This window comes from Bradyrhizobium betae, from assembly GCF_004123905.1.
Classification (GTDB): Bacteria; Pseudomonadota; Alphaproteobacteria; order Rhizobiales; family Xanthobacteraceae; genus Bradyrhizobium; species Bradyrhizobium betae_A.
The window spans coordinates 1-26,042 of sequence record NZ_MZXW01000053.1 but is presented as its reverse complement, the minus strand read 5'-3'; the positions used below and the strand labels follow the sequence as shown (position 1 = coordinate 26,042).

General features: G+C 63.3%; 21 protein-coding genes and 1 pseudogene. 12 read left to right on the top strand and 10 right to left on the bottom strand.

What is annotated here, in order from left to right; genetic code table 11:
- Nucleotides 1-13: 13 nt before the first annotated feature.
- Both B5V03_RS35210 and B5V03_RS35205 read left to right on the top strand, forming a co-directional pair.
- Nucleotides 14-1,387: a leucyl aminopeptidase family protein gene (locus tag B5V03_RS35210; protein WP_129274984.1), complete on the top strand. Its 1,374-nt coding sequence runs from the start codon at nucleotides 14-16 to the stop codon at nucleotides 1,385-1,387.
- Nucleotides 1,380-2,222 (top strand): C40 family peptidase, encoded by an 843-nt coding sequence (locus tag B5V03_RS35205; RefSeq protein WP_129274983.1) that lies wholly within the window; start codon nucleotides 1,380-1,382, stop codon nucleotides 2,220-2,222. Before B5V03_RS35210 ends, B5V03_RS35205 begins: the two co-directional genes overlap by 8 nt.
- 111 nt (nucleotides 2,223-2,333) lie before the next feature.
- Here B5V03_RS35205 and B5V03_RS35200 read toward each other — a convergent pair whose 3' ends face one another.
- The 7 genes from B5V03_RS35200 to B5V03_RS35170 all read right to left on the bottom strand — a co-directional run bounded on the left by B5V03_RS35200 (nucleotide 2,334) and on the right by B5V03_RS35170 (nucleotide 12,122).
- Nucleotides 2,334-3,377, bottom strand: a complete 1,044-nt coding sequence (locus tag B5V03_RS35200) for a transglycosylase SLT domain-containing protein (protein ID WP_129274982.1) — start codon at nucleotides 3,375-3,377, stop codon at nucleotides 2,334-2,336.
- A 251-nt stretch (nucleotides 3,378-3,628) separates the two neighbouring features.
- A complete protein-coding gene (locus tag B5V03_RS35195) occupies nucleotides 3,629-5,266 on the bottom strand; it encodes an ABC transporter ATP-binding protein (RefSeq protein WP_129274981.1) in 1,638 nt (545 codons plus the stop codon).
- Nucleotides 5,267-5,273: 7 nt separating this feature from the next.
- The gene (locus tag B5V03_RS35190) at nucleotides 5,274-6,452 is read right to left on the bottom strand and encodes an ABC transporter permease (protein ID WP_129274980.1); all 1,179 of its coding nucleotides are present in this window, start codon (nucleotides 6,450-6,452) and stop codon (nucleotides 5,274-5,276) included.
- Nucleotides 6,452-7,561: a microcin C ABC transporter permease YejB gene (locus B5V03_RS35185; RefSeq protein WP_129274979.1), complete on the bottom strand. Its 1,110-nt coding sequence runs from the start codon at nucleotides 7,559-7,561 to the stop codon at nucleotides 6,452-6,454. The genes B5V03_RS35190 and B5V03_RS35185 overlap by 1 nt, the downstream gene beginning before the upstream one ends.
- A gap of 2 nt (nucleotides 7,562-7,563) precedes the next feature.
- Nucleotides 7,564-9,438, bottom strand: a complete 1,875-nt coding sequence (locus B5V03_RS35180; RefSeq protein WP_129274978.1) for an extracellular solute-binding protein — start codon at nucleotides 9,436-9,438, stop codon at nucleotides 7,564-7,566.
- Between the two features lie 14 nt (nucleotides 9,439-9,452).
- Nucleotides 9,453-11,354 carry an extracellular solute-binding protein gene (locus B5V03_RS35175; RefSeq protein WP_129274977.1) on the bottom strand — a complete coding sequence of 634 codons (1,902 nt, stop codon included), beginning with the start codon at nucleotides 11,352-11,354 and terminating at the stop codon, nucleotides 9,453-9,455.
- Between the two features lie 213 nt (nucleotides 11,355-11,567).
- Entirely contained in the window at nucleotides 11,568-12,122 is a 555-nt protein-coding gene (locus B5V03_RS35170) for a c-type cytochrome (RefSeq protein WP_129274976.1), read from the bottom strand.
- Nucleotides 12,123-12,340: 218 nt separating this feature from the next.
- Between B5V03_RS35170 and B5V03_RS35165 the strand changes: the two genes are divergently transcribed.
- Nucleotides 12,341-13,081, top strand: coding sequence for a 3-deoxy-manno-octulosonate cytidylyltransferase (locus tag B5V03_RS35165; RefSeq protein ID WP_129274975.1), 741 nt, complete (start codon nucleotides 12,341-12,343; stop codon nucleotides 13,079-13,081).
- Nucleotides 13,082-13,102: 21 nt separating this feature from the next.
- Nucleotides 13,103-13,963, top strand: coding sequence for a prephenate dehydratase (locus B5V03_RS35160; protein ID WP_129274974.1), 861 nt, complete (start codon nucleotides 13,103-13,105; stop codon nucleotides 13,961-13,963).
- A gap of 48 nt (nucleotides 13,964-14,011) precedes the next feature.
- Here the strand turns inward: B5V03_RS35160 and B5V03_RS35155 are convergent, their stop codons facing one another.
- Entirely contained in the window at nucleotides 14,012-15,028 is a 1,017-nt protein-coding gene (locus B5V03_RS35155; protein ID WP_129274973.1) for an LLM class flavin-dependent oxidoreductase, read from the bottom strand.
- A gap of 397 nt (nucleotides 15,029-15,425) precedes the next feature.
- On the opposite strand from B5V03_RS35155, the gene metF reads away from it, so the two are divergent.
- The 4 genes from metF (at nucleotide 15,426) to B5V03_RS35140 (ending at nucleotide 21,544) form a co-directional block, all read left to right on the top strand.
- Complete coding sequence (gene metF, locus B5V03_RS35150; protein WP_164988497.1) at nucleotides 15,426-16,346, top strand: methylenetetrahydrofolate reductase [NAD(P)H]; 921 nt, start codon at nucleotides 15,426-15,428, stop codon at nucleotides 16,344-16,346.
- Nucleotides 16,347-16,352: 6 nt separating this feature from the next.
- Nucleotides 16,353-20,198, top strand: a complete 3,846-nt coding sequence (metH, locus tag B5V03_RS35145) for a methionine synthase (protein WP_129274971.1) — start codon at nucleotides 16,353-16,355, stop codon at nucleotides 20,196-20,198.
- Between the two features lie 465 nt (nucleotides 20,199-20,663).
- On the top strand, nucleotides 20,664-20,795 hold the full coding sequence (locus tag B5V03_RS42850) for a hypothetical protein (RefSeq protein ID WP_277996652.1): 132 nt from the start codon (nucleotides 20,664-20,666) through the stop codon (nucleotides 20,793-20,795).
- A gap of 32 nt (nucleotides 20,796-20,827) precedes the next feature.
- Entirely contained in the window at nucleotides 20,828-21,544 is a 717-nt protein-coding gene (locus B5V03_RS35140; RefSeq protein WP_245502445.1) for a hypothetical protein, read from the top strand.
- A gap of 16 nt (nucleotides 21,545-21,560) precedes the next feature.
- Here B5V03_RS35140 and B5V03_RS35135 read toward each other — a convergent pair whose 3' ends face one another.
- Nucleotides 21,561-22,190: a glutathione S-transferase family protein gene (locus tag B5V03_RS35135; protein ID WP_129274969.1), complete on the bottom strand. Its 630-nt coding sequence runs from the start codon at nucleotides 22,188-22,190 to the stop codon at nucleotides 21,561-21,563.
- 140 nt (nucleotides 22,191-22,330) lie between these two features.
- On the bottom strand, nucleotides 22,331-22,633 hold the full coding sequence (locus tag B5V03_RS35130) for an ArsR/SmtB family transcription factor (protein WP_129274968.1): 303 nt from the start codon (nucleotides 22,631-22,633) through the stop codon (nucleotides 22,331-22,333).
- A 27-nt stretch (nucleotides 22,634-22,660) separates the two neighbouring features.
- Here B5V03_RS35130 and B5V03_RS35125 point away from each other — a divergent pair, with 27 nt between their 5' ends.
- The 4 genes and pseudogenes from B5V03_RS35125 to B5V03_RS35115 all read left to right on the top strand — a co-directional run bounded on the left by B5V03_RS35125 (nucleotide 22,661) and on the right by B5V03_RS35115 (nucleotide 25,892).
- A complete protein-coding gene (locus tag B5V03_RS35125) occupies nucleotides 22,661-23,644 on the top strand; it encodes a threonine/serine dehydratase (protein WP_129274967.1) in 984 nt (327 codons plus the stop codon).
- A 36-nt stretch (nucleotides 23,645-23,680) separates the two neighbouring features.
- Nucleotides 23,681-25,009 (top strand): annotated as a pseudogene (locus B5V03_RS35120) (serine hydrolase); the annotation flags it as partial.
- 6 nt (nucleotides 25,010-25,015) lie between these two features.
- Nucleotides 25,016-25,360, top strand: coding sequence for an ATP-dependent Clp protease adaptor ClpS (locus tag B5V03_RS42625; protein ID WP_245502464.1), 345 nt, complete (start codon nucleotides 25,016-25,018; stop codon nucleotides 25,358-25,360).
- Between the two features lie 109 nt (nucleotides 25,361-25,469).
- The gene (locus B5V03_RS35115; protein ID WP_129274965.1) at nucleotides 25,470-25,892 is read left to right on the top strand and encodes a DUF6636 domain-containing protein; all 423 of its coding nucleotides are present in this window, start codon (nucleotides 25,470-25,472) and stop codon (nucleotides 25,890-25,892) included.
- The last annotated feature ends 150 nt before the right edge of the window (nucleotides 25,893-26,042 follow it).

Below are 26,042 nucleotides of genomic sequence, written 5' to 3'. Positions count from 1 at the left end.
CACGGACCCGCCAATGCCTTCTGTCTTCGAGACCTCGCCCAACGCCATCCCGATCACCTTCGTCACCAAGTCGAGCTGGGATCAGGTCGCCGAGACGCTGCCGGCGGCACAACGCCAGTTCGCCAATGCGAACGGTTTTGCGGCGAAGCCCGGCGGCTATCTGGCGCTGCCGGCGCCCGACGGCGCGATCGCACAGGTGCTGTTCGGCCTCGAGGACGAAGGTGCAAGATCACGCGACCTGTTCCGGCCGGGCGCCCTGCCCGGCCTGCTGCCACCGGGCATTTATCGCTTTGCCAATGCACCGCACGATGCACGACTGGCGGCGCTCGCTTTCGCACTGGGGTGCTATCGCTTCGCCCGTTACCGCAAGGCCGACAGGCCCGATGTCCGGCTGGTGCCACCGGCTGGCGTCGATGCGACCGAGATCAGCCGCATTGCGGACGCAGCGTTTCTGGCGCGCGATCTCATCAACACGCCGTCCAACGACATGGGTCCGGAGGAACTCGCCGCGGCTGCGCAAGAGCTTGCCAGCGAATTCGGTGCGAGCTTTGCCTGCACCATCGGCGAGGATCTGGAGACGAATTTCCCGCTGATCCACGCCGTCGGCATGGCCTCGGATCGCGCGCCGCGGCTGATCGACATCGGCTGGGGTGATCCCACCCATCCCAAGGTGACGCTGGTCGGCAAGGGCGTCTGCTTCGACACCGGCGGGCTCGACCTCAAGCCGTCGAGCGGCATGCTGATCATGAAGAAGGACATGGGCGGCGCCGCCAACGTGCTGGCGCTGGCGCGCATGGTGATGGACGCGAAGCTGAAGGTGCGGCTGCGCGTACTGATTCCTGCGGTCGAGAACGCTGTCGCGGGCAATGCCTTCCGCCCGCTCGACGTTTTTACCTCGCGCAAGGGCATCACGGTCGAGATCGGCAACACCGACGCGGAGGGACGCCTGGTGCTCGCCGACGCGCTGGCGCTGGCCGATGAGGAGAAGCCCGAGCTGCTGATCGATCTGGGTACGCTGACGGGTGCCGCGCGGGTCGCGCTGGGGCCGGATTTACCACCCTTTTACACCAATGATGAGACGCTGGCCGCCGATGTCGCGCGTTGCGCGGCGAAGGAGAACGATCCGTTGTGGCGCATGCCGCTGTGGCCGCCTTACGATGCGTGGCTGGACTCCAAGACCGCCACCATCACCAACGCACCATCAGGCGGCTTTGCCGGCTCGATTACCTGCGCGCTGTTTTTGCAGCGCTTCGTCGAGCACGCCAAGAGCTGGCTTCATGTGGATATTTATGGCTGGACGCCGTCGGCCAAGCCGGCACGGCCCGAGGGCGGCGAGTGCCAGGCCGCGCGCGCCATCTACAAGGTACTGAGCGAGCGCTATGCGTGATTCACGGCTGACACCGGCGCGGGGCGACCTCGCCGCAAAATATCTCGAAGGCCTGGTGAAAGCCGATCGCTTCGTCGAGGGCGAAGAATTCGAGGTGGTCGCACCGATCGCGCCGGTGCGCGAACAGCCCTCCTCGAACGCGATGCTGATGACAGAGGCGCTACGCGGCGAGCGGATCACGGTCTACGATCGCAATGGCGAGGGCTGGGCCTGGGGCCAGCTCAATGGCGACGGCTATGTCGGCTGGCTGCCTGATGCGGCGCTGATCAAGCCGGCGGCCGCGCCGACACACATGGTCAGCGCGCTGCGGACGCTCGCCTTTCCCGGCCCCTCGATCAAGCTGCCGCCTGTCGACACGCTGGTGCTGGGGTCGAAGCTCACGATCGCGCGGGAGGATGGCAATTTCGCCGTGACGCGCGAAGGGACCTTCCTGCCGAAGATCCATCTCGTCCCGCTCGATCATCGCGAGCCGGACTTCGTCGAGGTCGCCGAACGCTTCGTCGGCACGCCCTATCTCTGGGGCGGCAAGAGTAGCCTCGGCATCGACTGTTCGGGCCTCGTCCAGGTCTCGCTAACGTCAGCCGGCACCGGCTGCCCGCGCGACAGCGACATGCAGCAGGCCGGCCTCGGCCGCGCACTGGAATCGCATGAGTGGCGTCGGTTGCGGCGCGGTGATCTGATCTTCTGGAAGGGCCATGTCGCCATCGTCTGCGACGGCGGCACCATGGTTCACGCCAACGCGCATCACATGTCGACGGTGATCGAGCCGATCGAGCCGGCGCTTGAACGGATCAAGGCGGCCGGCAGCGAGGTTGCCGCGATCAAGCGGCTGTAACCAGACATCGTAGGATGGGTAGAAGCGAAACCCATCATCCATACGGCGCGGTTGCGATTAGATGGGTTTCGTTTCGCTCTACCCACCCTACAAGTACTGCCGACAACGGAATTACTGGTTTGCCGCCGCAGCGGCGGTCGCCACATATTTCGTGTAGAATTCGGCGACCCGGCCGCGCCACATACCGACGAACGCCTCTGAAGTGACGTTGTCCACCGATTTCCAGGTACGCTTGAACGCCGGAAGTGCATTGCCCCAGATCGCGCGTTTGCACCACCTCTCGCCCTTCTCCTTGCCTTCGCTGGTTGCGCACATGGATTTCCAAGCGACGCGAGCGGGCTGGCTGATGTGCTCAGCGGCGCCTTCCCAGCCCTGCTGATGGATCAGGTAAAGATCGCTCATGTCCGGCTTACGGTGCGTGATCCACTCGAACTGGATGCCTTCGGTAATGATTTTGTAGGCAGCCGCAACGGCGTTGTCCCGCGGACTGCGAATCTGCCCGAAGCCGAACTTCCCGAACTCATATTGGCTCAGCTGAAACAGGCCGATATACGACCCGGTGCGTTGATTGGGGTTGAAACCGGACTCGATCTTGGCAACCGCCATCATGAAATTGAAATCGAGACCGAACGCGTCGGAAGCGCGCTTGATCTCTTCGGCCGGCGTTCCGACCGGGATGTCCTTGAACGAACGCAAGACGATCTCCGCCGGCTTCTCGGCGGGCGGCAGTTCGGACCAGACGTAGTAGACTAGATAACGGAAATCCTGCGTCGACGCCGCTTTGGGGGCATCGTCGGACGCATCGCGTGCTGCCGGCAGCGGCTGGACGCTATCCTGTCCCAACGACGCCAATTTCGGCGCGACGAGATCATCGGCGATTTCGGTTCCGGCGCTCAACGGCGCAGAACCTGCTGACGTCACCGAGCCAGATTCTGCCGAACCAGGTTCTGCTCTTTCTGCCCGAAGCGCTGCTGCAAGTCTGGCGGATGCCTCTGCGTACAACGCAGGTGTCACCAGGTTCGCAGTGGCCGCCATGTTCGCTGCCGCGTCCGGCATGACGTCAGGCACCGTCGCGGCCGGTCTGTTTCCGGCGGCCAGATAAAGTCCTACGGATGCGATGACACCCACGATGCAGCTGGTGTGCCAAGCCTTCATTGCCCGAAGTCCACGGATGGCTTCTGTACGAAGGCTGTTCGCATGGTTCCTGCGGCCTGTGGTGAATCCCCTTCGTAGAATCTTATGGTTTAAATGTGGTGAACGGGAGCAGACTTTCTGCCTCGCCAATCATCGGACGTGTTCCACTATGGGCAGAAGCTGATGCCGGACAATGAGTTATCGGGCGTCCGTTGTCCGCCAGAAGCGGGCCTGAATCTGTTCACGCCACGTAACAGGCGCAACCGAAAGAGCTACGTCGCCGCCGCCCCATTCCCCGCCGTCTCCAGCCGGAACGCCGCCGCAAACAGGGCGCGGGTGTAATCCGTCTTCGGGCTCTTGAACAGCTCGGCGGCCTGGCCCTCCTCGACCACCTTGCCGTTGCGCATCACGATGAGATGGCTGGCAAGCGAGGCGACGACGCGCAGATCGTGCGAGATGAACATGTAGGTGAGCTCGCGCCTGCGCTGGAGCTCGCGCAAGAGGTCGACCATCTGCGCCTGGATCAGCATGTCGAGCGCGCTGGTCGGCTCGTCCAGCACGACGAAATCCGGCTCCAGCACCACCGCGCGCGCGATGCTGATGCGCTGGCGCTGGCCGCCCGAGAATTCATGCGGATAGCGGTAGCGGGTATCCGCCTTCAGGCCGACATCCTCCAGCGCCTTGACGACGCGCGCCTCGCGCTCCACGCGCGACAGCCTTGGCTGATGGACGCTGAGGCCCTCGGCGATGATGTCGGCGACCGACATGCGCGGGCTGAGCGAGCCGAACGGATCCTGGAACACGATCTGCATGTCGCGCCGGAACGGCCGCATCTCCTTGAAGCGCAGGCCCTGGATGTCCTTGCCCAGGAACACGATGCGTCCGTTCGAGGAGATCAGGCGCAGCAGCGCGAGCCCCAGCGTGGTCTTGCCCGAACCGGATTCACCGACCACGCCGAGCGTCTCGCCCTTGCGCACGGCGACGCTGACGCCGTCGACCGCCTTGATGTGGCCGACCGTCTTGCGCATCAGGCCGCGCTTGATCGGAAACCAGACTTTCAGATCATCAGCCGACATCACCACCGGCGCGTCCGGCTGCGGCGGCGCGGGATCTGGCTTCGGCTCGGCCGCGAGCAGGTCACGCGTATAGTGATGCTTCGGGCTCTTGAAGACCTGCTCGACCGGCCCCTGCTCGACGATCTCGCCGCTCTTCATGACGCAGACATGGTCGGCGATGCGGCGCACGATGCCGAGATCGTGGGTGATGAAGAGCAGGCTCATGCCGAGCCGCGAACGGATCTCGGCGAGCAGCGTCAGGATCTGCGCCTGCACGGTGACGTCGAGCGCCGTGGTCGGCTCGTCCGCGATCAGCAGATCCGGCTCGTTGGCGAGCGCCATCGCAATCATCACGCGCTGACGCTGGCCGCCGGAGAGCTGGTGCGGATAGCTCTTCAACCGCGTTTCCGGCTCGGGAATGCCGACCTGCGTCAGCAGCTCCAGCGTCCGCTCGCGCGCCCGCGCGTTGCTGGTGGGATTGTGGAGCTGGATGATCTCGCCGATCTGCGCCTCGATCGTGTGCAGCGGATTGAGCGAGGTCATCGGCTCCTGGAAGATGATGGAGATGTCGCTGCCGCGAACCTCCCGCATCTCTCGCTCCGACCGGTCGATCAGCTCCTGCCCCTTGAAGCGGATGCTGCCCGAGGGATGCGACGCGTTCGGATAGGGCAGCAGCTTCAGGATCGAGAGCGCGCTGACCGACTTGCCGGAGCCGGATTCGCCGACCAGCGCGACGCATTCGCCGCGCTTGATCTGGAACGAGACCTTGTCGACCGCGAGCGTGGTGACGCCACCCTGGTGGAAGGCCACCGAGAGGTCGCGCACGGCAAGCAGGGGCTGGTTGATCGCGTCCATCACGCCCTCACTTGAACGTCTTGCGCGGATCGAAGGCGTCGCGCACGGCTTCGCCGACGAAGATCAGCAGCGACAGCATGATCGCGACCGAGAAGAAGCCGGAGAAACCGAGCCAGGGCGCCTGCACGTTGGACTTGCCTTGCGACAGCAGTTCGCCGAGCGACGGCGAGCCGGGCGGCAGTCCGAAGCCCAGGAAGTCGAGCGCCGTGAGCGTCATGACCGACGAGGAGACGATGAACGGCAGGAACGTCATCGTCGCAACCATCGCGTTCGGCAGCAGATGCTTGAACATGATCACGGAACTCGACACGCCGAGCGCCCGCGCCGCCTGGATGTACTCGAAATTGCGCCCGCGCAAGAATTCCGCACGCACGAGCCCGACCAGCGACACCCAGGAAAACAGAAGCAGGATGCCGAGCAGCACGAAGAAACCAGGGACGAGCACCGACGACAGGATGAGCAGCAGATAGAGCGAAGGGATCGCCGTCCATATCTCGATGAAACGCTGGAACAGCAGGTCGATCCAGCCCCCGAAATAGCCTTGCACCGCGCCGGCTGCGATGCCGATGACGGAGGAGATGATGGTCAGACAGAGGCCGAACAGCACCGAGATGCGGAAGCCGTAGATCAGCCGCGCCACCACGTCGCGGCCCTGATCGTCGGTACCGAGCCAGTTATATTCGAGATCACGGCAACTCTTCAGGCCCTTCTTCTCGACGACGGCCTTGCACTGCGCCTCCGTCAGCATCCAGGTCGGCGGGGACGGCGCCGGCGTCGGCAGGTCGAGATTGTGGGTGTCGTAGGAGTAGCGGATCAGCGGCCAGACGACGCTGCCGCCCTTGTCCTTGATCAATTTCTGCAAATAGGGATCGCGATAGTCGGCCGCCGTTTCGAAGTCGCCGCCGAAGGTCGTCTCGGAATAGGTGACGAAGGCCGGCCAATAGAGATGGCCGTCATATTTGACCAGGAACGGCCGGTCGTTGGCGATCAGCTCGGCGAACAGCGACACCACGAACAGGATCATGAAGATCCAGAACGACCAGTAGCCACGCCGGTTCGCCCTAAAATTATCCCAGCGCCGCCTGTTGAGCGGCGATGGCGCGAACGGCTTGCGCGTAATCGGCGCAGTCGCACCGAGCGGCGAGCCTGTGGTGGTCTCGATCGGGGTGGGAGCGGTCAGCGTCATCAGACCTCCCGCGCCTCGAAATCAATCCGCGGATCGATCCACATGTAGGTCAGATCCGAAATGAGGTTGACCACGAGACCGACGAGCGAAAAGATGAAGAGCGTGCCGAACACCACGGGATAGTCGCGATTGAGAACGCTCTCGAAACTGAGCAGTCCGAGGCCATCCAGCGAGAAGATGGTCTCGATCAGAAGCGAGCCCGAGAAGAAGGCGTGGATGAAGGTGCTGGGAAAGCCGGCGATGACAATGAGCATCGCGTTGCGGAAGACGTGGCCATAGAGCACGCGATTTTCGCTGCAACCTTTCGCGCGCGCGGTCATCACGTATTGCTTGCGAATTTCGTCCAGGAACGAGTTCTTGGTCAGGAACGTCATGGTGGTGAACGCGCCGAGCCCCATGGCGATCAGCGGCAGCGTCAAATGCCAGAAGTAATCGATGATCTTCCAGTACCAGGGAAACTGCGACCAGCCGTCCGACGTCAGTCCGCGCAGCGGGAACCAGTTGAAGAACGAGCCTCCGGCAAACAGGATGATCAGGAGGATCGCGAACAGGAAGCCGGGGATGGCATAGCCGAGCACGAGCACGCTCGACGTCCAGGTGTCGAAGCGCGTGCCGTCCTTGACCGCCTTGCGGATGCCGAGCGGTATCGAGATCAAATAGGTCAGGAACGTCAGCCAGATGCCGAGCGAGATCGAGACCGGCAGCTTTTCCTTGACCAGCTGGAGCACGCTGACGTCGCGAAAATAGCTGTTGCCGAAATCGAAGCGGGCGAAATTCCACACCATCAGCGCGAAGCGTTCCGGTGCCGGCTTGTCGAAGCCGAATTGCTTCTCCAGCTTCTTGATGAAGTCGGGGTCGAGGCCCTGCGCGCCGCGATATTTCGAATTGATGGCATCGCCACCGGCGCCCAGCTGGCCAGGCGCACGCTGCGCAAAGTCACCGCCGCCCGAAATGCGCGATGTGCCGCCGGTGTCGGCGCCCGAGAGCTGCGCGATCACGCGCTCGACCGGGCCGCCCGGCGCAAACTGCACGACGACGAAGGAGACGAAGAGGATCCCGAGCAAGGTCGGGATCATCAAAAGGATACGGCGGGCGATATAGGCGCTCATGATTATTTCGCCTGCTCGAGTTTTGCCGCCTTGGCGGGATCATACCACCAGATGTCGGGAGCACCGACGCCGTTTGCATAGCGTGGCAGCTTCTGCGGATGGGCGAATTGGTCCCAATAAGCGAGCCGGTGCGTCTTGTTATACCATTGCGGCACCCAGTAACGGCCGGCGCGGAACAGGCGGTCGAAGGCGCGACAGGCGACGGTCAAATCCTCGCGGTTGTCGGCCGCCATGATCTTCTCGATCATGGCATCGATCGCCGGATTGGCGACGCCGGCAAGATTGTACGAGCCCTTGGTTGCCGCCACCTGCGAGGAGAAGAACGAACGCATGGCATCGCCCGGCGTCGCCGACATGCTGAAACGCTGGATCGTCATGTCAAAGTCGAAATCTTCCTGCCGCGCCTTGTGTTGCACAGCGTCGACCAGACGCACGCTCGCTTCGATACCGAGCGTGCCCAGGTTCTTGATGTAGGGCGCGTGGTGCGGCTGGAACGAAGGCTCGTCCAGCAGGAACTCGATCCTGAACACCTCACCGTTCGGCAGCACCCGCTTGCCGTCCTTGATGGGCACGCCGGCCTCGGTCAACAATTGCTGCGCCTTGCGCAACAGGCCGCGGTCCTGTCCGGAGCCGTCGGACGTTGGAGGCGTGAACGGTGCGGTGAACACGTCGTCGGGAACCTGGCCGCGGAACGGCTCCAGCAGCTTCAGTTCCTCCGGAGACGGAGGCCCATTGCCTGCCATGAGGTCCGAGTTCTGGAACGGAGACACCGTGCGGGCATAGGCGCCGTACATGATGCTCTTGTTGGTCCATTCGAAGTCGAAGGCATTGATCAAGGCCTCGCGCACGCGCGGGTCTTTGAACTTGTCGCGCCGCGTGTTGATGAACCAGCCTTGTGCGCCCGACGGTGTATCGTCAGGGACCACCTCCATCTTGACGCGCCCGTCTTTCACTGCCGGAAAGTCGTAACGCGTCGCCCAGATGCGCGAGGTGAATTCCTCCCGATAGAGATAGTTCTTGCCGGTAAAGCCTTCGAACGCGACATCGCGATCTCGATAGAATTCATAGCGCACGATTTCGAAATTGTAGCTGCCGCGGCAAACCGGCAGATCGGCTGCCCACCAGTCCTTGACGCGCTCATACTCGATATAGCGGTTGACCTCGAACTTGCCGACCTTGTACGGACCGGAGCCGAGCGGGATATCGAGCGACGTTTCGTCGAAGGCGCGGGACGCATAGTACGTCTTCGAGAAGATCGGCAAGCCCGCGACATAAAGCGGCACGTCTCGGGCACGCCCCTTGGCGAAGGTCACAACGAGCGTCGCATCGTCGGTCGCTTCCGCGCTGACCATGTCGCGCATCTGCACGATGATCAGCGGATGGCCCTTGGCCTTCAGCGCCGTCAGCGAAAACGCGACGTCGTGGGCGGTGAGCTTGGTGCCGTCATGGAATTTAGCCTCGGGCCGCATCGTGAAGCGATAGGTGAGCTTGTCCGGCGAGATCTGCACGGATTTGGCGGCAAGCCCGTACATCGCGTCAGGCTCGTCGTTGGCGCGCACCATCAGCGGCACAAACGTCATGTCCATGCCTTGCGCGCCGTCACCCTTCAGGATGAAGGCGTTGAGCGAGTTGAATGTCTGGTAGGACTGGTTGTAGGCGCGCACCGACGGAATCAGCGAGAACGTACCGCCCTTCGGCGCATCCAGATTGACGTAGTCGAAATGATGGAAGTCGGCGGGATATTTGAGATCGCCGAACGCCGAGATGCCGTGGGCCTCAATGGGCCCCTCGGACGCCGCCGCGCTGCGGAGTGCGGCAGCGCCAAGCGCTCCGCCCACACCCAGGGCCAGCACATGGCGTCGTGAAAACTGCGTCATGCGGAACACGTCCTTCACGACTTCTTTGCGATCCGCGCCGCCTTGTCTGCGTCGTACCACCAGACGAACGGGAAGCCCGACTGACCGTATCTGGGCAATTCCGCTGGCCGGCCGAAGCGATCCCAACGCGCGGTGCGCACCTTGGTGTAGGTCCACTGCGGCACGACATAGTGATTCCACAGCAGCACGCGGTCGAGCGCCTTGGTGGCTGCGACGAGGTCGTCGCGATCCCTGGCGTAGATCACCCGTTCGATCAGCTTGTCGATCGCGGGATTCTTGATGCCGGCAATATTACGCGACCCGGCGATGTCGGCCGTTTTTGACGACCAGAACTCACGCTGCTCGTTACCCGGCGATTGTGACTCGCCCCAGGAGTTGGTGACGATGTCGAAATCCCACTCGCGAGTCCTGTTCTCGTATTGGGTCGGATCGACCGTCCGCACGCTGACGGCAATGCCGAGCCGTTCCAGCGAGGGCTTGTAGAACAACGTGATCCGCTCGAAGCTCGGATCCGAATTCAGCAATTCCAGGGCGAACTGGGTGCCGGTCTTGATGTCGATCAGCTTGCGATCGCGCACCTCGTAGCCGGCTTCCTTGAACAGTCGGAGCGCTTCGCGCAGATTGTCGCGCACGGCTTCCGGACCGCCGCCGACCGGATTGGTGTAGGCCGTCGTGAAGACTTCGGGCGGCACTTCGGCGCGGACGGTCTCGAGGATCTCGAGCTCCTTGCCCTGCGGCAATCCGGTCGCCATCAGCTCGTCGATGCCATCGAAATAGCTGCTGACGCGCTTGTACTGACCGTAGAAGATCTGCTTGTTCATCTCCTCGAAATCGAACGCGTAGTTGAGGGCACGGCGCACGCGCGGATCCCCGAACTTGGCGCGACGCAGGTTCGGCACGAAAGCCTGCATGACGCCCGAGCTGCGATTGGCGAACTCTTCGAGGATCACGCGCTTTTCAGCCACCGCCGGGAAATCGTAGGCGGTCGCCCAGTTCTTGGCGCTGTTCTCGGTGCGCCAATCGACCTGATCGGCCTTGAAAGCCTCGATCGCCACGGTGGCGTCGCGGAAATACTCGTAGCGCAGCTCGTCGAAATTATTGCGACCCACGTTGGCGGCGAGGTCACGGCCCCAATAATCCTTGACGCGCTCGAGCGCGATTGAGCGTCCGGCAACGAATTCCTTGACCTTGTAGGGGCCCGAACCAAGCGGCACTTCGAGCGTGGTCGCCGAGACATCGCGCCTGCGGCCCTGTGCGTCCGTCCCCTCCCACCAATGTTTCGGCAGAACCGTGAGCTGCCCGACGATCTGCGGCAGCTCGCGGTTACCAGGTGCGTCGAACACGAACTTCACCTCGCGGTCGCCGACCTTTTCGGCCTTCACCACATGGCTGTAATAAGCCGAGTACATCGGGTGGTGCTTCTTGAAGGAATCGAGCGAGAAGATCACGTCGTCCACGGTAACAGGCTTGCCATCATGCCACTTGGCCTCGGCGCGCAAACGGTAGGTGACGAAGGAAAAATCGTCCGGATGGCTGATGGCTTCGGCGAGCGCGCCGTATTCGGTCGAGACCTCGTCGAGCGCGGGTGTCAGGAGCGATTCGTAGACGAACGCGACGGCTCCGGAGACCTGCCCCTTCACGCCGGCGACGACGATGTTGAAATTGTCGAAGGTGCCGACGGCGATCTGGCGCGCGACGCCGCCCTTGGGCGCGTCCGGATTGACGTAGTCGAAGCGCTTGAAGTCAGCCGGGTACTTGACCTTCCCGAACAACGACAGCGCATGCCGCCAAGGCAGCTCGCCCGCCGATTGGGCCTTGGCCGCGCCGATGACGGGGACGCCCGCAACGGAACCAAGAGCGGGGAGCGCTGCGGCAGCAGTGCCGGTGAGCAGGAGATCGCGTCGGGTAATGGCCAAATCAACATTCCTGGTCTTGAAGGAGGTTACCCCCTTTAAGTGCTCAATATAGGCGAGGTTTCGACCGAATATGTTGCTTTTTCCTCATCTTGGAAGGCGGGGCGGCCTGCCGGATGCGGCCAAACGCCCCGATAACGTCGTCGCGAGGCCCGGATAACGAAACGGCCAGGCTTTTCAGCCTGGCCGCATCTTCCAAGACAGAATCTTGAGGCCTTACTTCGCCGCGGTGGGCAGCGGCTTCGGGCTGTCGGAGAGGCTGTTCAGATAGGCAATGACGTCGGCGCGCTCGCTATCCTTCGGGATGCCGGCAAAGCCCATCGCGGTACCGGGGACAGCCGCCTTCGGGTTGGCGATGAATTTGTTGAGCGCATCGAAATCCCAGGTGCCGCCCTTGGCCTTCATCGCGGCCGAGAAGTTGAAGCCGCCGCGGCCTTCGCCGACATGGTCGCCGACGACGCCGAAGAGGTTCGGACCGACGCGATTGGGGCCACCCTTCTCGAAGGTATGGCAGGCGCCGCACTTCTTGGCGGCGGCAGCGCCCTTCTCGACGGAGGCAGTCTGGAGAAGCTTTTCGATCGGCTCGGAGGGGACCGCGGCGGCGCCGCCTTCCTTGCCGTGGCCGGCATCTTCCTTCACGGCGATCTCGAAGCCCGGCTTTTCCGGCATCTTGGGCGAGAACAGCGCCTGGGCGGTGAAGCTCGTCACCAGCAGGATGAGACAGGTGCCGAGCACGGCACCGAGAATCTTATTGAGTTCGAAAGAGTCCATTTCCGGCCAGGCCCCACACCGCAGTAAGGAAATAGCGGCCGGGCGGCCGCCAGGACGAGCCTCAGAGAATCAAACGTTCCTTATTGTTTCCCCGAGTTTTGCCATTGAGATATCGGTTTGCCCGGGGTCTGGCAACCCGTATAAGCGACCCGGCTTCGAACCCGTCCCCACCCCATTTCTCGACGCGGAAAACCTCCCGTTTTCAGGCCCTTGAACAGATGACCGATCCTCGCATCCTGGTGCTGATCCCGGCCCGCATGGCCGCCACCCGCTTGCCCGGCAAGCCGCTCGCGGATATCGCGGGCCTGCCGATGATCGTGCATGTAATGCGGCGCGCCGAGGCCGCCGGCATCGGCCGGGTCGCGGTTGCAACCGATACCGCCGAGATCGCTTCGGTAGTATCAGCCCATGGCGGCGAGGCGGTGATGACCCGCAGCGACCACCCCTCGGGCTCCGACCGCATCCACGAGGCCATGCAGAAGCTCGATCCGGACGGCAGGGCCGAGATCGTGATCAACCTCCAGGGTGATTTCCCGACGATCACGCCGCAGACCATCCGCGAGGTGCTGCCGCCCTTTGACGATCCGGCGGTCGATATCGTGACGCTGGCCTCGCAGATCCACACCGAGGAAGAAGACCTCGCGCCGAGCGTCGTGAAGGCCATCGGCTCGCCGATCGGGCCGAGGCGGATGCGGGCACTTTATTTCACACGCGCGACCGCCCCCTACGGCGACGGACCACGTTACCACCATATCGGCCTCTATGCGTACCGCCGCGCTGCGCTGGAGCGCTACGTCTCGCTGCCGCGCTCTCTCCTGGAAATTCAGGAAAATCTGGAGCAGCTCCGGGCGGTGGAAGCTGGCATGCGCATCGACATCATCATCGTCGACAGCGTGCCCCGCGGCGTCGACACGCCGCCCGACCTCGAAACCGCCCGCAGCATCCTTTCCAAATCCTGAGCCGCTGTTACAAGGCCCGTCATGAGCAAGATGAAAATCGCATTCCAAGGCGAACCTGGGGCCAATTCCCACATCGCCATCGTCGAGGCCTATCCCGACGCCGAGCCGTTGCCCTGCGCCACCTTCGAGGACGCGCTGTCGGCGATCTCCTCGGGCGAGGCCGATCTCGGCATGATCCCGATCGAGAATTCGGTCGCCGGCCGTGTCGCCGACATCCATCATCTGCTGCCGGCCTCCGGCCTCTTCATCATCGGCGAATGGTTTCTCCCCGTGCGCCATCAGTTGATGGCGGTGAAGGGCACAAAGCTCGAAGACATCAAGAGCGTCGAGAGCCATGTCCATGCGCTCGGCCAGTGCCGGCGCATCATCCGCAAGCTCGGCATCAAGCCAATCGTGCACGCCGACACCGCCGGCAGCGCCCGCGACATCTCCGAGCGTAACGACAAGGGCGTCGCCGCGATCGCTTCGCGCCTCGCCGCAAAGATCTACGGCCTCGACATCCTCGCCGAGGACATCGAGGACGAGGCGCACAACACTACCCGCTTCGTGGTGCTGGCGCGCGAGCCGAAATGGGCCGCGCAAGGCTCGGGCCCGCTGGTCACGACTTTTGTTTTCCGCGTGCGCAATTTGCCGGCCGCGCTCTACAAGGCGCTCGGCGGCTTTGCCACCAACGGCGTCAACATGACCAAGCTCGAGAGCTACATGGTCGACGGCAATTTCTTCGCGACGCAGTTTTACGCCGATGTCGACGGCCATCCCGACGACAAGGGCCTTGCGTTCGCGATCGAGGAATTAAAGTTCTTCTCACGCGAATTCCGCATCGTCGGCGTGTATCCGGGCCACCCGTTCCGCGCGACGTTCAGCGAGACGCAGCAGGATTGATCTCGTGTCCCGGACGCGCAAAGCGCGAGCCGGGACCCAGGAACGGCTTCAAGCCGCCTGCCTCGCCAATCCGAACGCCTCCGCCAGCAACGAATACGACTTCTTGCGCGCCTCGTGATCGTACACGGCCGTGATCACCATCAACTCGTCCGGCTTGCTCGCATCGATCAGCGGCTGGAGCTTCTGCTGCACCGTCGCAGGACTACCGACGAACAGGCGTGAACGGTTGCGCTTGATCGAGGTGCGCTCGGAATCCGTGTAGGGATAGGCCAGCGCCTCCTCGACGCTCGGGAGCGGCAGATATTGGCCGCGGTCTCGGCGCAGGCGGTTGAGATCGAAGGAGGTCGCGAGCTTCTCGGCCTCCTCATCGGTCTCCGCCGCGATGGCAGCGACCGCGAGGATCGCGCGCGGGCTCGCGCTCCAGGCCGAGGGCTGGAAGCGATTGCGGTAGTGCACCATCGCATCGATCGCATCATGGGACGCGAAATGATGCGCGAAGGCGAAGCCCATGCCGACTTGCGCGGCCAATTCCGAGGAATAGTCGCTGGAGCCGAGCAGCCAGATCGGCGGCAACGGCGTATCGTCGGGCATTGCGACGACGTTGTGATAGGGGTGGCCCGAGGGGAATTCCCGGGTCTGCCACAGGATCAATTCGTGCAGCCGCTCCAGGAAGTCATCGCCCTCGCGGCGGTCGAGTCGGCTGCGCAGCGCATAGGCCGTGGCGCCATCCGTGCCAGGGGCTCGGCCGAGGCCGAGGTCGATGCGGCCGGGAAACAGCGCCTCCAGCATCTTGAAGCGCTCGGCCACGACCAGCGGGGCATGGTTGGGCAGCATCACACCGCCGGAGCCGACGCGGATGTGCTTCGTCACCGCCGCGATCTGCCCGATCATCACGTCGGGCGCTGGGCTCGCCACCGAGGCGAGGTTGTGATGCTCGGCAAGCCAGTAGCGGACATAGCCGAGCCCATCGACGTGCCGCGCCAGATCGATGCTGTTGCGCAGCGCCGCGGCGGGTTTCGTGCCTGTGGTGACGACGGAGAGGTCGAGAACTGAGAGCGGGATCATGCCGCGCTAACGTAGTGGAGGCTCGCGGAGCGGCAATGGGCAGACTCGCAGGTCTGGCGCGCGCCGGCCGCGAGTAGGGGGCAGCGGGTCGATCCAGCGCGGTGGGACAAATCTGACCGTAGCAACATCATCTTCACATTGCCCACATGCCTAAATCGCCTCTGGCGGCCACCTATTTTCTTACATATCGTTGATTTAAAATATTATTTTTAGACCCACGTCCTTCCCACTCTTCCTCAGATATGCGCAACAATTCGTTTCTTGGCGATAAAAGTGGGCCACTTCCCATCTCCGATGGGCTGTCGAAAAACCCCTCTTTGCCCTATCTTACCCTCTCCCAATCGAGACCTGACCGCCCGCCGCCAAAACCTGGCGAGCCCCTGGAGTGAGTGGTGCCATGACCGATCTGACGATTCCTGCCCACACCGACGGGCAAGACGCGCACCTGAAGCGGCCTGCGATCTCCTTCGAGTTCTTTCCGCCCAAGACCGAAGATATGGAGCGGAATCTCTGGGAGACCATCAACCGGCTGGCCCCGCTCGACCCGAAATTCGTCTCGGTGACCTATGGCGCCGGCGGCTCGACCCGTGAGCGCACCCATTCCACCATCGCCCGCATCCTGAAGGAGACCGCGCTGTTGCCGGCCGCGCATCTGACCTGCGTCGGCGCCTCGCGCGGCGAGATCGACGAGATCGTCGACCGCTATCACGAGGTCGGCGTCCGCCACATCGTCGGCCTGCGCGGCGATCCCGCCGGCGGCATCGGCACGCCCTACGCCTCGCATCCCGACGGTTACCAGACGTCCGATGCGCTCGTTGCCGGCATCAAGAAGCGGCATGCCGACATCGAAGTGAGCGTGTCTGCCTATCCCGAGAAGCACCCTGAGGCGCGCGACTTCGACGCGGACATCGATACGCTGAAGGCCAAGGTCGATGCGGGCGCCACGCGCGCAATCACCCAGGTGTTCTTCGATAACGACCTCTACTTCCGCTATCTCGATCGCGTCCGTGCCCGCGGCATCAACATCCCGATCGTGCCGGGCATCATGCCCATGCACAATTTCAAGCAGGCGAGAGCCTTCGTCACCCGCGCCGGCACGACCGTTCCGGACTGGTTCGCCGCAAAATTCGAGGGCCTCGAAGATGACGCCGAGACCCGCAAGCTGGTGGCAGCCACCGTCGCGGCCGGCCAGGTGCAGAAGCTGGCGAAGCACGGCGTCGACACCTTCCATTTCTACACCATGAACCGCGCCGATCTCGTGTTCGCGATCAGCCATTTGCTCGGCATCCGCGCCAAGAGCGCGCAGAAGGCGGCTTAAGATAAGATGACCGTATCTCCCTCACCCAAGCGAACTGCCCTACTCAATGCTGCACGCGAGCGCATCCTCGTGCTCGACGGCGCCATGGGCACGATGATCCAGAATCTCCAGTTCGACGAAGCCGCCTTCCGCGGCGAGCGCTTCAGGAATTTTCATCGCGACCTCCGCGGCAACAACGACCTCTTGATCCTGACCCAGCCGCAGGCGATCGAGGACATCCACGCCGCTTACCTGCGCGCCGGCGCCGACATCGTCGCGACCAACACGTTCTCCACCACCTCGATCGCGCAGGCCGATTACGATCTCACCGACATCGTCTACGAGATGGCGCGCGAAGGCGCCCGCCTCGCCGGCAATGCCGCCCGCCGCGTCGAGGCCGAGGACGGCAAGCCGCGCTTCGTCGCCGGCGCCATCGGGCCGACCAACCGCACCGCCTCGATCTCGCCGGACGTTTCCAATCCCGGCTACCGCGCCGTCACCTTCGACGATCTGCGAAAGTCCTATGGCGAGCAGATCAACGGCATGCTCGACGGCGGCGTCGACCTGCTGCTGGTCGAGACCATCTTCGACACGCTGAACGCCAAGGCGGCGCTCTATGCGATTGCCGAGATCACCGAAGCGCGCGGCATCGACGTGCCCGTGATGGTGTCGGGCACCATCACCGACAAATCCGGCCGCCTGCTCTCCGGACAGCTACCGGAAGCATTCTGGAATTCGGTGCGGCACACCAAACCCGTCACCATCGGCTTCAACTGCGCGCTCGGCGCCGAAGATCTGCGCGCGCATATCGCCGATATCGGCCGCGTCGCCGATACGCTGGTCTGCGCCTATCCGAATGCCGGCCTGCCCAACGAATTCGGCCAGTATGACGAGACGCCGGAATACATGGCGCGCCTGGTCGGCGAGTTCGCCCGCGATGGTCTTGTGAATATCGTCGGCGGCTGTTGCGGCACCACGCCGGACCATATCGCCGCGATCGCGGCTGCGGTCGCCCCGCACAAGCCGCGCATCGTGCCGGAGATCGAACCGCGCTTGCGGCTCTCCGGCCTTGAGCCGTTCGTGCTGACGGACGCGATTCCCTTCGTGAACGTCGGCGAGCGCACCAACGTCACCGGCTCCGCCCGCTTCCGCAAGCTGATCACCAACGGCGACTACACGGCTGCGCTGCAGGTCGCCCGCGACCAGGTCGAGAACGGCGCGCAGATCATCGACGTCAACATGGACGAGGGCCTGCTCGACTCCGAAGCCGCGATGGTAACCTTCCTCAACCTGGTCGCCGCCGAGCCCGACATCGCCCGCGTCCCCGTGATGGTCGATTCCTCGAAATTTTCGGTGATCGAGGCCGGCCTGAAATGCGTGCAGGGCAAGCCGGTCGTCAATTCGATCTCGATGAAGGAAGGCGAAGAGAAGTTCATCCACGAGGCCAAGATCGCCCGCCGCCATGGCGCGGCCGTGGTGGTCATGGCATTCGACGAGGTCGGTCAGGCCGATACGTTCGCGCGCAAGACCGATATCTGCAAGCGCGCCTACGACATCCTGGTGAACCGCGTCGGCTTCCCACCTGAGGACATCATCTTCGATCCGAATATCTTTGCGATCGCGACCGGCATCGAGGAGCACAACAATTACGGCGTCGACTTCATCGAGGCGACGCGCTGGATCCGCAAGAACCTGCCGGGCGCGCACATCTCGGGCGGCGTCTCCAATCTGTCGTTCTCGTTCCGCGGCAACGAGCCGGTGCGCGAGGCCATGCACTCGGTGTTCCTGTATCACGCCATCAAGGCCGGCATGGACATGGGCATTGTCAATGCCGGGCAGATGATCGTCTATGACGACATCGACCCCGAGCTGCGCCAGGTCTGCGAGGACGTCATCCTCAACCGCGACCCCGGCGCGTCCGAGCGGCTGCTGGCACTCGCGGAAAAATTCCGTGGCAACAAGACCCAGACCAAGGAAGCCGATCTCGCCTGGCGCGAATGGCCGGTGGCGAAGCGGCTGTCGCATTCGCTGGTGCATGGCATCACCGAATTCATCGAAACTGACACCGAAGAGGCCCGCAAGAATTCTTCGCGCCCGCTCGACGTGATCGAGGGACCGCTGATGGCCGGCATGAATGTGGTCGGCGACCTCTTCGGCGACGGCAAGATGTTCTTGCCGCAGGTGGTGAAGTCCGCGCGCGTCATGAAGCAGGCCGTGGCGTGGCTGATGCCGTTCATGGAGGAGGAAAAGGCGCGCAATCTTGCCAACGGCATCGGCACAGAAGGCTCCTCGTCCGCCGGCAAGATCGTGCTCGCGACCGTCAAGGGCGACGTCCACGACATCGGCAAGAACATCGTCGGCATCGTGCTCCAGTGCAACAATTACGAGGTCATCGACCTCGGCGTGATGGTGCCCGCCGCAAAGATCGTCGAGACCGTGAAGGCGGAGAAGGCCGACATCGTCGGGCTATCCGGCCTGATCACGCCCTCGCTCGACGAGATGGCGTTCTTCGCCGGCGAATTGCAGCGCGAAGGCCTCAAGCTGCCGCTGCTGATCGGCGGCGCCACGACGAGCCGCGTGCATACGGCCGTGAAGATCGACCCGAGCTATCGGGCCGGCCCGGTGGTGCACGTCAACGACGCCAGCCGCGCCGTCGGCGTCGCGTCCTCGCTGCTCAGCCCTGAGAAGCGCGAGGCCTATGCCGCCGAGGTGCGGGCCGAATACGCCAAGATCTCGGACGCGCATTTGCGCGCGCAGGCCGACAAGAAGCGCCTGAAGCTCGCGGCCGCGCGTGCCAACCGCGTGCCGGTCGACTTCGCCGCCAACAAGCCGGTGAAGCCGACCTTCCTCGGCACGAAGAGCTTTGACGAGTACGATCTCGCCGAGCTCGTGCCCTATATCGACTGGACGCCGTTCTTCCAGACCTGGGAGCTCGCCGGACGTTTCCCTGCCATTCTCGACGATGCCAAGGTCGGCGAAGTCGCGCGCTCGCTCTACGACGATGCGCGCAAGATGCTCGACCTGATCGTCAAGGAGAAATGGTTCCGGGCACGCGCCACGGTCGGCTTCTGGCCGGCGAATGCCGAAGGTGATGACATCGTGCTCTATGCCGACGAGAGCCGGACGAAGCAGATCGCGACGCTGCACACGCTGCGCCAGCAGCTCGAAAAGCGCGAGGGCCGTTTCAATGCCGCGCTCGCCGACTTCATCGCGCCCGCGGGCACGCCCGACTATGTCGGCGGCTTCGTCGTCACCGCGGGCATCGGCGAGGACGTGGTCGCCGATCGCTTCAGAAGCGCCAACGACGACTACTCCTCGATCCTGTGCAAGGCGTTGGCCGATCGCCTCGCCGAGGCTTTTGCCGAGCGCATGCATGCCCGTGTGCGGCGCGAGTTCTGGGCCTACGCGCCGGACGAGGCGCTGTCGACCGACGATCTGATCCTGGAGAAGTATCAGGGCATCCGCCCCGCGCCCGGCTATCCCGCGCAGCCCGATCACACCGAGAAGGCAACGCTGTTCGAGCTGCTCGATGCGGAAGCCACCGCTGGCGTGAAGCTGACCGAGAGCTTTGCGATGTGGCCGGGCTCGTCCGTGTCAGGGCTCTATTTCGCCAACCCCGAGAGCTATTATTTCGGCGTCGGCAAGATCGAGCGCGACCAGGTCGAGGACTACGCGGCGCGCAAGGGCATGACGGTTACCGAGACCGAGCGCTGGCTCGCACCGGTGCTGAACTACATCCCGTCGCGCGAAGAGACCGCCTTCACGGCAACGCCTGCGAACGACGAGACGTCGAAGGACCTCGCCTCCCATCCGCCGGGCTGCACCTGCGCGGTGCATCTCGTCTGGCAGAAGAAGCGCGCGGGGGCGGGGTAGGCCCCCGCCTTCAATACAAAATACGAAAACAACCCCATGCACAGTAGCGATGGGGTTGAAAGGCCTGATGAATTTCGATTTTGCCGAATTTGACTTGACCCGTCGGGCAAAACAGCTGTATTGTTGCATCATCGCCCGCCGCGCCCGGTTCGTGCTCCGGCGAGTATAAGTGCTCCATTCTCGTCATTGCGAGCCACCGGGTCCGCGCGAAGTGCGGCCCGATGACAGGCTCAGCGAAGCAATCCAGAATCTTTCCGCGGCGGCAGTCTGGATTGCTTCGCTGCGCTCGCAATGACGGAGCAAGTGGCGACGTCACGACGTCCAACTTACATCTTAAAACAACGGACACATCTTCGATCGCGGGAACCCATCGCTTGTGAACTCGATCACTTGTCCGCTCAACCTCGATTCGCTACTCTGTCGGCCTACTACCTTCAAACCGATGGTTCGTTCGGGATCGAACACATGAAGCAGTTCATTGCACTGTTCGTCGCCGCGATCGCCCTTGTCGTGCTGCCTACGATTGCCGCGGCTGACTGTCCGAAAGGCTACGTGCCATGCGGCGAGCGAAGTCAGTTGTGCTGCCCAGGAAAGTAGCAAGCCGTAAATGGCTTTGGCTTGGCAGCGGAGTGTTTGTCGCGATCGGCCTCGTGATGGTCGCGGCCTGGGTCGGGTTTCCACGCAAGAAGCAGACGATCACGGCCATCCTCTCCGAGACCGGGTATTTCGAGGTGGTGCCGCCCAGCACCTTCGGCGGCCCCGGCACCATCAACACGATCGAGTATCTGAGCAACGGCCGGCTGGAGCTGCATCCGACCTGCGATGTCGATCCGACGATCCTGACCGGCAAGATCCAGAAATCACCAACCTTGGACCGCGACCTGAAGCAGTCGCTCGAGAGGAATCTCGACGTGTCCGCGCAGGTCAGGGACAAGCTGTCCGCCGTCGCCGGCATGCAGGAGGTCGATTCGATTCACCTCAAGCTCGAGAACGCCAACATCCTGCTGATCTCCGACGAATCGCTGATCTCGACCCGCAACGCGCTGCTGAAGGCCGAATGCGAGGACGCGGTCACCCAGAACATTTCAGTTGGCGGCGTCGTGTGCCAGACGCGGTCGGTGCTGGAGGCCGACGTCGTCTATGAGATCAAATATCACAACAAGATCTCGATGGAGGAGCGGGCCAAGCTGACATCCGAGATTGCCGCGAAGCTCGAGCTGGACGCCCACGAGGGCGGCGACGACAAGGTATCCGGCTCTCAATTGTTCTTCGGCATCAGGCTGTCACCGAATCCGATCGTGCTGAAGACGGCGACGGGCAAGATTAAGCCCTGTACGCGGGGGTAGGATCGCCGCTACGGTTTCACCCCTTCGGCGGTGCGAGCGGCTGAACGATCTCCTTGAACGGCGCCAGCGCCTCGCAACGATCGGCATGCGCCGCAAGCGCCGGATAGCGCGCCCCGTCGAACAGCTGCGGATGCGCCTCGCGGGTAAAGCGGACGACACAGGCGACCGCGATATCGGCATGGCCGATGCGGTCACCAAGCCAGTAGGGCGTCGTGACCTTCGTGCGTTCGGTTTCCAGCACGCCGAGCACATCCGCAATCTGCGCCTGGCATCGCTCGACCCACAACGCAAGCTGCTCCTTCCGCAGCACGCGCTCGTAGAGCAGGCTGACCGCCTTGTCGCCGAGGCCGGAAGCAAGCGCGCAGATGCGCAGATGCTTGCGCCGCTCGGCGCCACCGCGCGGCAGCATCGCCTTGGCCTCGCCGACCAGCTCGTCGAGATAATCGAGAATGATCGTGCTCTCGATCAGCGCCTCGCCGTCGTCGAGCACCAGCGTCGGCACGCGGCGCAGCGGATTATACGGCGCGATCTTGTCGGCATCGCCGAAGGTCGACCACGGCCTGTGCTCGAAGCCGAGCCCGTAAAGCCGCAGCGCGATCGCGACGCGGCGGACGAAGGGGGAGTCGTACTGGCCGATCAGGAACATGGGTCTCGCTCTCCCCAGACATTGGCCGGGCAGTGTCCACGGAAAGATCGGCGTAGCGCAAGGAACAACTTGGAAATAGAGCGTTGCGCCGGATGCAACGGCTCACCCGACAGCCCATGCGCAAGGCGGACGCGGCGCGCTCAAAGCCCATTTTGGATCGAGCGCTTGATCGCCGCGATCGCGGTCTCGTTGCGCTTGTACATCGTCCACTGCTTGATCCGCTTGGCGCGCACCAGCTTTGCCGCCGTCAGCACCCGCATATGCTCGCTGACCGTCGGCGCACTGACGCCAAGCTTCTCGGCAATGAGCAATCCGCAGACGCCGTCCTCGACCAGGTCGCCATCAGCCTGCTCGCGAAAATGCTTCCTGGGATCGCGCAGCCATTCCAGGATCTGCAAGCGGCGCTCATTGGCCATCGCGCGCAGCGCGGGTGCGAACTTCATTTAGCTATTTTGCTAATTACCTAATTGATGTCAACTCTCCGAAGCGTTATCATGGACAGCATCATGACAGCGACAATGGACATCACCCGGGAGCGGATTGCGGCGACCGAGGCCGTCATCCGCCCGCATATCCGGCGGACGCCGCTTGTTCAGGCCGATCTCGCCGATTTCGGCCTGCCCGCGCTGCCCGTCATTTTCAAGCTGGAGATGCTGCAGCATTCCGGATCGTTCAAGGCGCGGGGTGCCTTCGCCAATTTGCTGCTGCGGCAGGTGCCGGAGGCCGGAATCGTCGCCGCATCGGGCGGCAATCACGGCGCGGCCGTCGCCTATGCGGCACAGCAGCTCGGCGTTCCCGCTACGATCTTCGTGCCCGACATCACCTCGCCGGCCAAGGCCGAGCGGATCAGGGGCTATGGCGCAAGGCTCGTGATTGCCGGCAACCGCTATGCCGATGCGCTCGCCGCGAGCGAAGCCCATGTCGCGCAGACCGGCGCCATGCCCGTCCATGCCTACGACCAGGCCGAGACCCTGCTCGGCCAAGGCAGCGTCGGCCTGGAGCTGGAGCAGAACGCGCCTGATATCGACACGCTGCTGGTGGCCGTCGGCGGCGGCGGACTGATCGGCGGCATTGCGGCGTGGTACCAAGGCCGGACGCGCATCGTCGCGGTCGAGCCCGAGCAATCGCCGACCCTGCACAGTGCTTTCGCGGCGGGCGCCCCGGTCGATGCGCCGGCGGGCGGCCTCGCCGCCGACAGCCTTGCGCCGCGCCGCGTCGGCGAACTGATGTTTCCGATCGCGCGCGCCCATGTCGAGCGGGTCGTTCTCGTCAGCGACGACGCGATCCGGCAAGCCCAGGCCGCTCTGTGGTCGAGCCTGCGCCTCGTGGCCGAGCCCGGCGGCGCAGCCGCCTTTGCCGCGCTGCTCTCGGGCCGCTATCGTCCGTCATCCGGGGAAAGGGTCGCAGTGCTGATCTGCGGCGCCAACACCACGGCGGTTAATTTCGACAGCTAGAGCGTGGACTCACTGTGCGCAGCCAGCCACGACCGGATGGATGCACTCTGGAGAGGCAAGATAATTGGCGACGAGTTGTCGTCGCGCGTCGCGATTCAACGACATTGCGCCATAGGGGCACGCTTCATGACAAGCACGTCGGCGAACATTGCGCTCCTGTCCAAGCGGGTCGAAAAGGCCGCACAGGAACGGATTGAGGCAGGCACCTACCAGACGCTCGTGTTCGGCGTCGTGGATGGTGACAAGAGCGAGGTTGTGGCCTTCGGCAAACTCGACGACGGCAACGCGCCTGATGGTGAAACAGTCTACGAAATCGGCTCGATCACCAAGACCTTCACGGCCACACTCTTGGCGCAGGCAATCCTGTCGGGCCGGTTGGCGCTCGACACGCCGGTGGCAGAGCTCTTGCCGGAGTCCAAAATCCCGTCCCGCGGCGACAGAAACATTACGCTCGGCGACCTGGCCACGCATCATTCCGGCTTGCCGCGAATGCCAACTAACTTCACGCCAAAGGACCCAGCCAATCCCTATGCCGACTACGACGCGGCGAAGATGAATGTGTTTCTTGCGGGATACCAACTGCCCCGCGACCCAGGGGCCTCCTACGAATATTCGAATCTGGGATTTGGGCTCCTGGGCCATGCGCTTGCCCGGTCCGTGCCCGCCACCTATGACGCACTCATCAAAGACCGCATTCTGAAGCCGCTCGGCATGACGATGACCGGCACGGCGTTCACGGACGCAATGCGTGCTCATCTCGCCCCTGGTCACGACGACGGAGGCAGCGCCGCGAAGAACTGGGACCTGGGCGCATTGGCAGGAGCTGGCGCTCTCCGTTCCACGGCTCATGACATGCTGCGCTATCTGAAGGCCAACATGGGCATCGGTGAGCCGGCATTGGCCGCCGCGATGAACTTCGCGCAACAGCCGCGTAGCAATACCGCGAAAATCGGCTTGGCGTGGGTGACGACCGACAAGGGAATCGTCTGGCACAGCGGCGGAACCGGCGGGTACCGAAGCTTTCTCGGTTTCACCACTGATCGGAAACGAGGTGTTGTCGTTCTGACAAACACGTTCGCGGATCTTGATGATCTCGGATTCGCGACGCTGGATTCCGATGCGCCGCTTGCGCCTGCATATAAGGCAATCGTCCTCCCTAGCGCGTCACTTGATGAATATGCCGGGATCTACGAGTTGGCCGAAAACTTCCTCCTGTACGTGCGTCAGATGAATGACGGGCTTTATGCCCGGGCCACCGGGCAAGGTGCGTTCCCGATTTTTCCGTGGGCGCCCAACGAGTTTTTTGCCAGGGTCGCCGGAATCAGCATGACCTTTACGCGTAATCTTGAGGGCGCGGTAGATGGACTTGTTTTGCACCAGCATGGTGACCGCTCCGCGCCGAAGCGAATTGAGGCGAAAGACACCGAACGTCACAATGGCTCTGACATGGCCTCCGAACTGTTGAGTGAGGTACAGCTTCTAAACGATGATGATACGCCGATGGAGTTCGTGATTTTCATATTGGAGTGGGTGTTCGGCAAAGACCGTGAGACTGCAACTCGGATCATGCTTGAGATTCATGACAAGGGTGTCGGTGCATGCGGCATCTACCCCCACCACGTCGCTGACGCGAAGTTGACAGAGGTATCCGAGCTGGCACGCCAGCACGGCCATGCACTGCAATGCGTGCGCGAGCGAATTGCATCCGCCGGTTAATTTCCCGAAACGCAATCCATTTTGCGGTTGCACAAAGCCGCTCGGGATCGGAGCAAAGCAGACTTTGACAGAGATTTATGAGTGCGCGCCCTGGTCTTGAGGAGATTGCATGATCGGGCCTCGCGCTGTCGTCCCAATGTCGATCCTGCTTGTGTTGATCGCCGGCCTCGCCCACGCCCAAGACTGTCCGATCGGCTTCCAGACGCCATCGAAAAACATCGCCTGCCAGTTTTTCACCGACAACAGCCATGGCATGCTCCGCTGCGACATCATGGACATGGAGGCGCGCCCGCGCCGGCCTGCCGATTGCGAGCTCGACTATGGCCATGCCTTCGAGATGAGCGCGAAGGGCAGTGCGGGGCGCATCTGCGCCGGCGACACGGTGATGGACGCCTCGCTGCCAGTGCTCGCCTATGGCGAGGTGTGGCAGCGTGCGGGATTCACCTGCCGGTCGGAGCAGACGGGGCTGACGTGCTTCAATGCGATGCAGCGCGGGCTTTCGCTGGCGCGAGCGGAGCAGAAGGTGTTTTGAGGAGTAGCCCGCCTGGAGCAGAGCGGAATGCGGGGATGCTGTCCCTGATTGCCCTGCGCCCCCTTCCGACACGAACCGGCCCCCCGGTGGTATGCCGATTTGCACAGGGCAGGCACCGCCCACCCCCCACCATTCCGCGCGCCTCAAAAC

Excerpts from the sequence above, each read along its gene's own strand:
- B5V03_RS35185 (WP_129274979.1), bottom strand. The coding sequence starts at position 7,561 with ATGAGCGCCTATATCGCCCGCCGTATCCTTTTGATGATCCCGACCTTG.
- metF (WP_164988497.1), top strand. The coding sequence starts at position 15,426 with ATGACCGATCTGACGATTCCTGCCCACACCGACGGGCAAGACGCGCAC.
- B5V03_RS35125 (WP_129274967.1), top strand. The coding sequence starts at position 22,661 with ATGTCAACTCTCCGAAGCGTTATCATGGACAGCATCATGACAGCGACA.
- B5V03_RS35195 (WP_129274981.1), bottom strand. The coding sequence starts at position 5,266 with ATGGACGCGATCAACCAGCCCCTGCTTGCCGTGCGCGACCTCTCGGTG.
- B5V03_RS35170 (WP_129274976.1), bottom strand. The coding sequence starts at position 12,122 with ATGGACTCTTTCGAACTCAATAAGATTCTCGGTGCCGTGCTCGGCACC.
- B5V03_RS35180 (WP_129274978.1), bottom strand. The coding sequence starts at position 9,438 with ATGACGCAGTTTTCACGACGCCATGTGCTGGCCCTGGGTGTGGGCGGA.
- B5V03_RS35200 (WP_129274982.1), bottom strand. The coding sequence starts at position 3,377 with ATGAAGGCTTGGCACACCAGCTGCATCGTGGGTGTCATCGCATCCGTA.
- B5V03_RS42850 (WP_277996652.1), top strand. The coding sequence starts at position 20,664 with ATGAAGCAGTTCATTGCACTGTTCGTCGCCGCGATCGCCCTTGTCGTG.
- B5V03_RS35155 (WP_129274973.1), bottom strand. The coding sequence starts at position 15,028 with ATGATCCCGCTCTCAGTTCTCGACCTCTCCGTCGTCACCACAGGCACG.
- metH (WP_129274971.1), top strand. The coding sequence starts at position 16,353 with ATGACCGTATCTCCCTCACCCAAGCGAACTGCCCTACTCAATGCTGCA.
- B5V03_RS35205 (WP_129274983.1), top strand. The coding sequence starts at position 1,380 with ATGCGTGATTCACGGCTGACACCGGCGCGGGGCGACCTCGCCGCAAAA.
- B5V03_RS35210 (WP_129274984.1), top strand. The coding sequence starts at position 14 with ATGCCTTCTGTCTTCGAGACCTCGCCCAACGCCATCCCGATCACCTTC.
- B5V03_RS35115 (WP_129274965.1), top strand. The coding sequence starts at position 25,470 with ATGATCGGGCCTCGCGCTGTCGTCCCAATGTCGATCCTGCTTGTGTTG.
- B5V03_RS35135 (WP_129274969.1), bottom strand. The coding sequence starts at position 22,190 with ATGTTCCTGATCGGCCAGTACGACTCCCCCTTCGTCCGCCGCGTCGCG.
- B5V03_RS35165 (WP_129274975.1), top strand. The coding sequence starts at position 12,341 with ATGACCGATCCTCGCATCCTGGTGCTGATCCCGGCCCGCATGGCCGCC.
- B5V03_RS35190 (WP_129274980.1), bottom strand. The coding sequence starts at position 6,452 with ATGACGCTGACCGCTCCCACCCCGATCGAGACCACCACAGGCTCGCCG.
- B5V03_RS35160 (WP_129274974.1), top strand. The coding sequence starts at position 13,103 with ATGAGCAAGATGAAAATCGCATTCCAAGGCGAACCTGGGGCCAATTCC.
- B5V03_RS35130 (WP_129274968.1), bottom strand. The coding sequence starts at position 22,633 with ATGAAGTTCGCACCCGCGCTGCGCGCGATGGCCAATGAGCGCCGCTTG.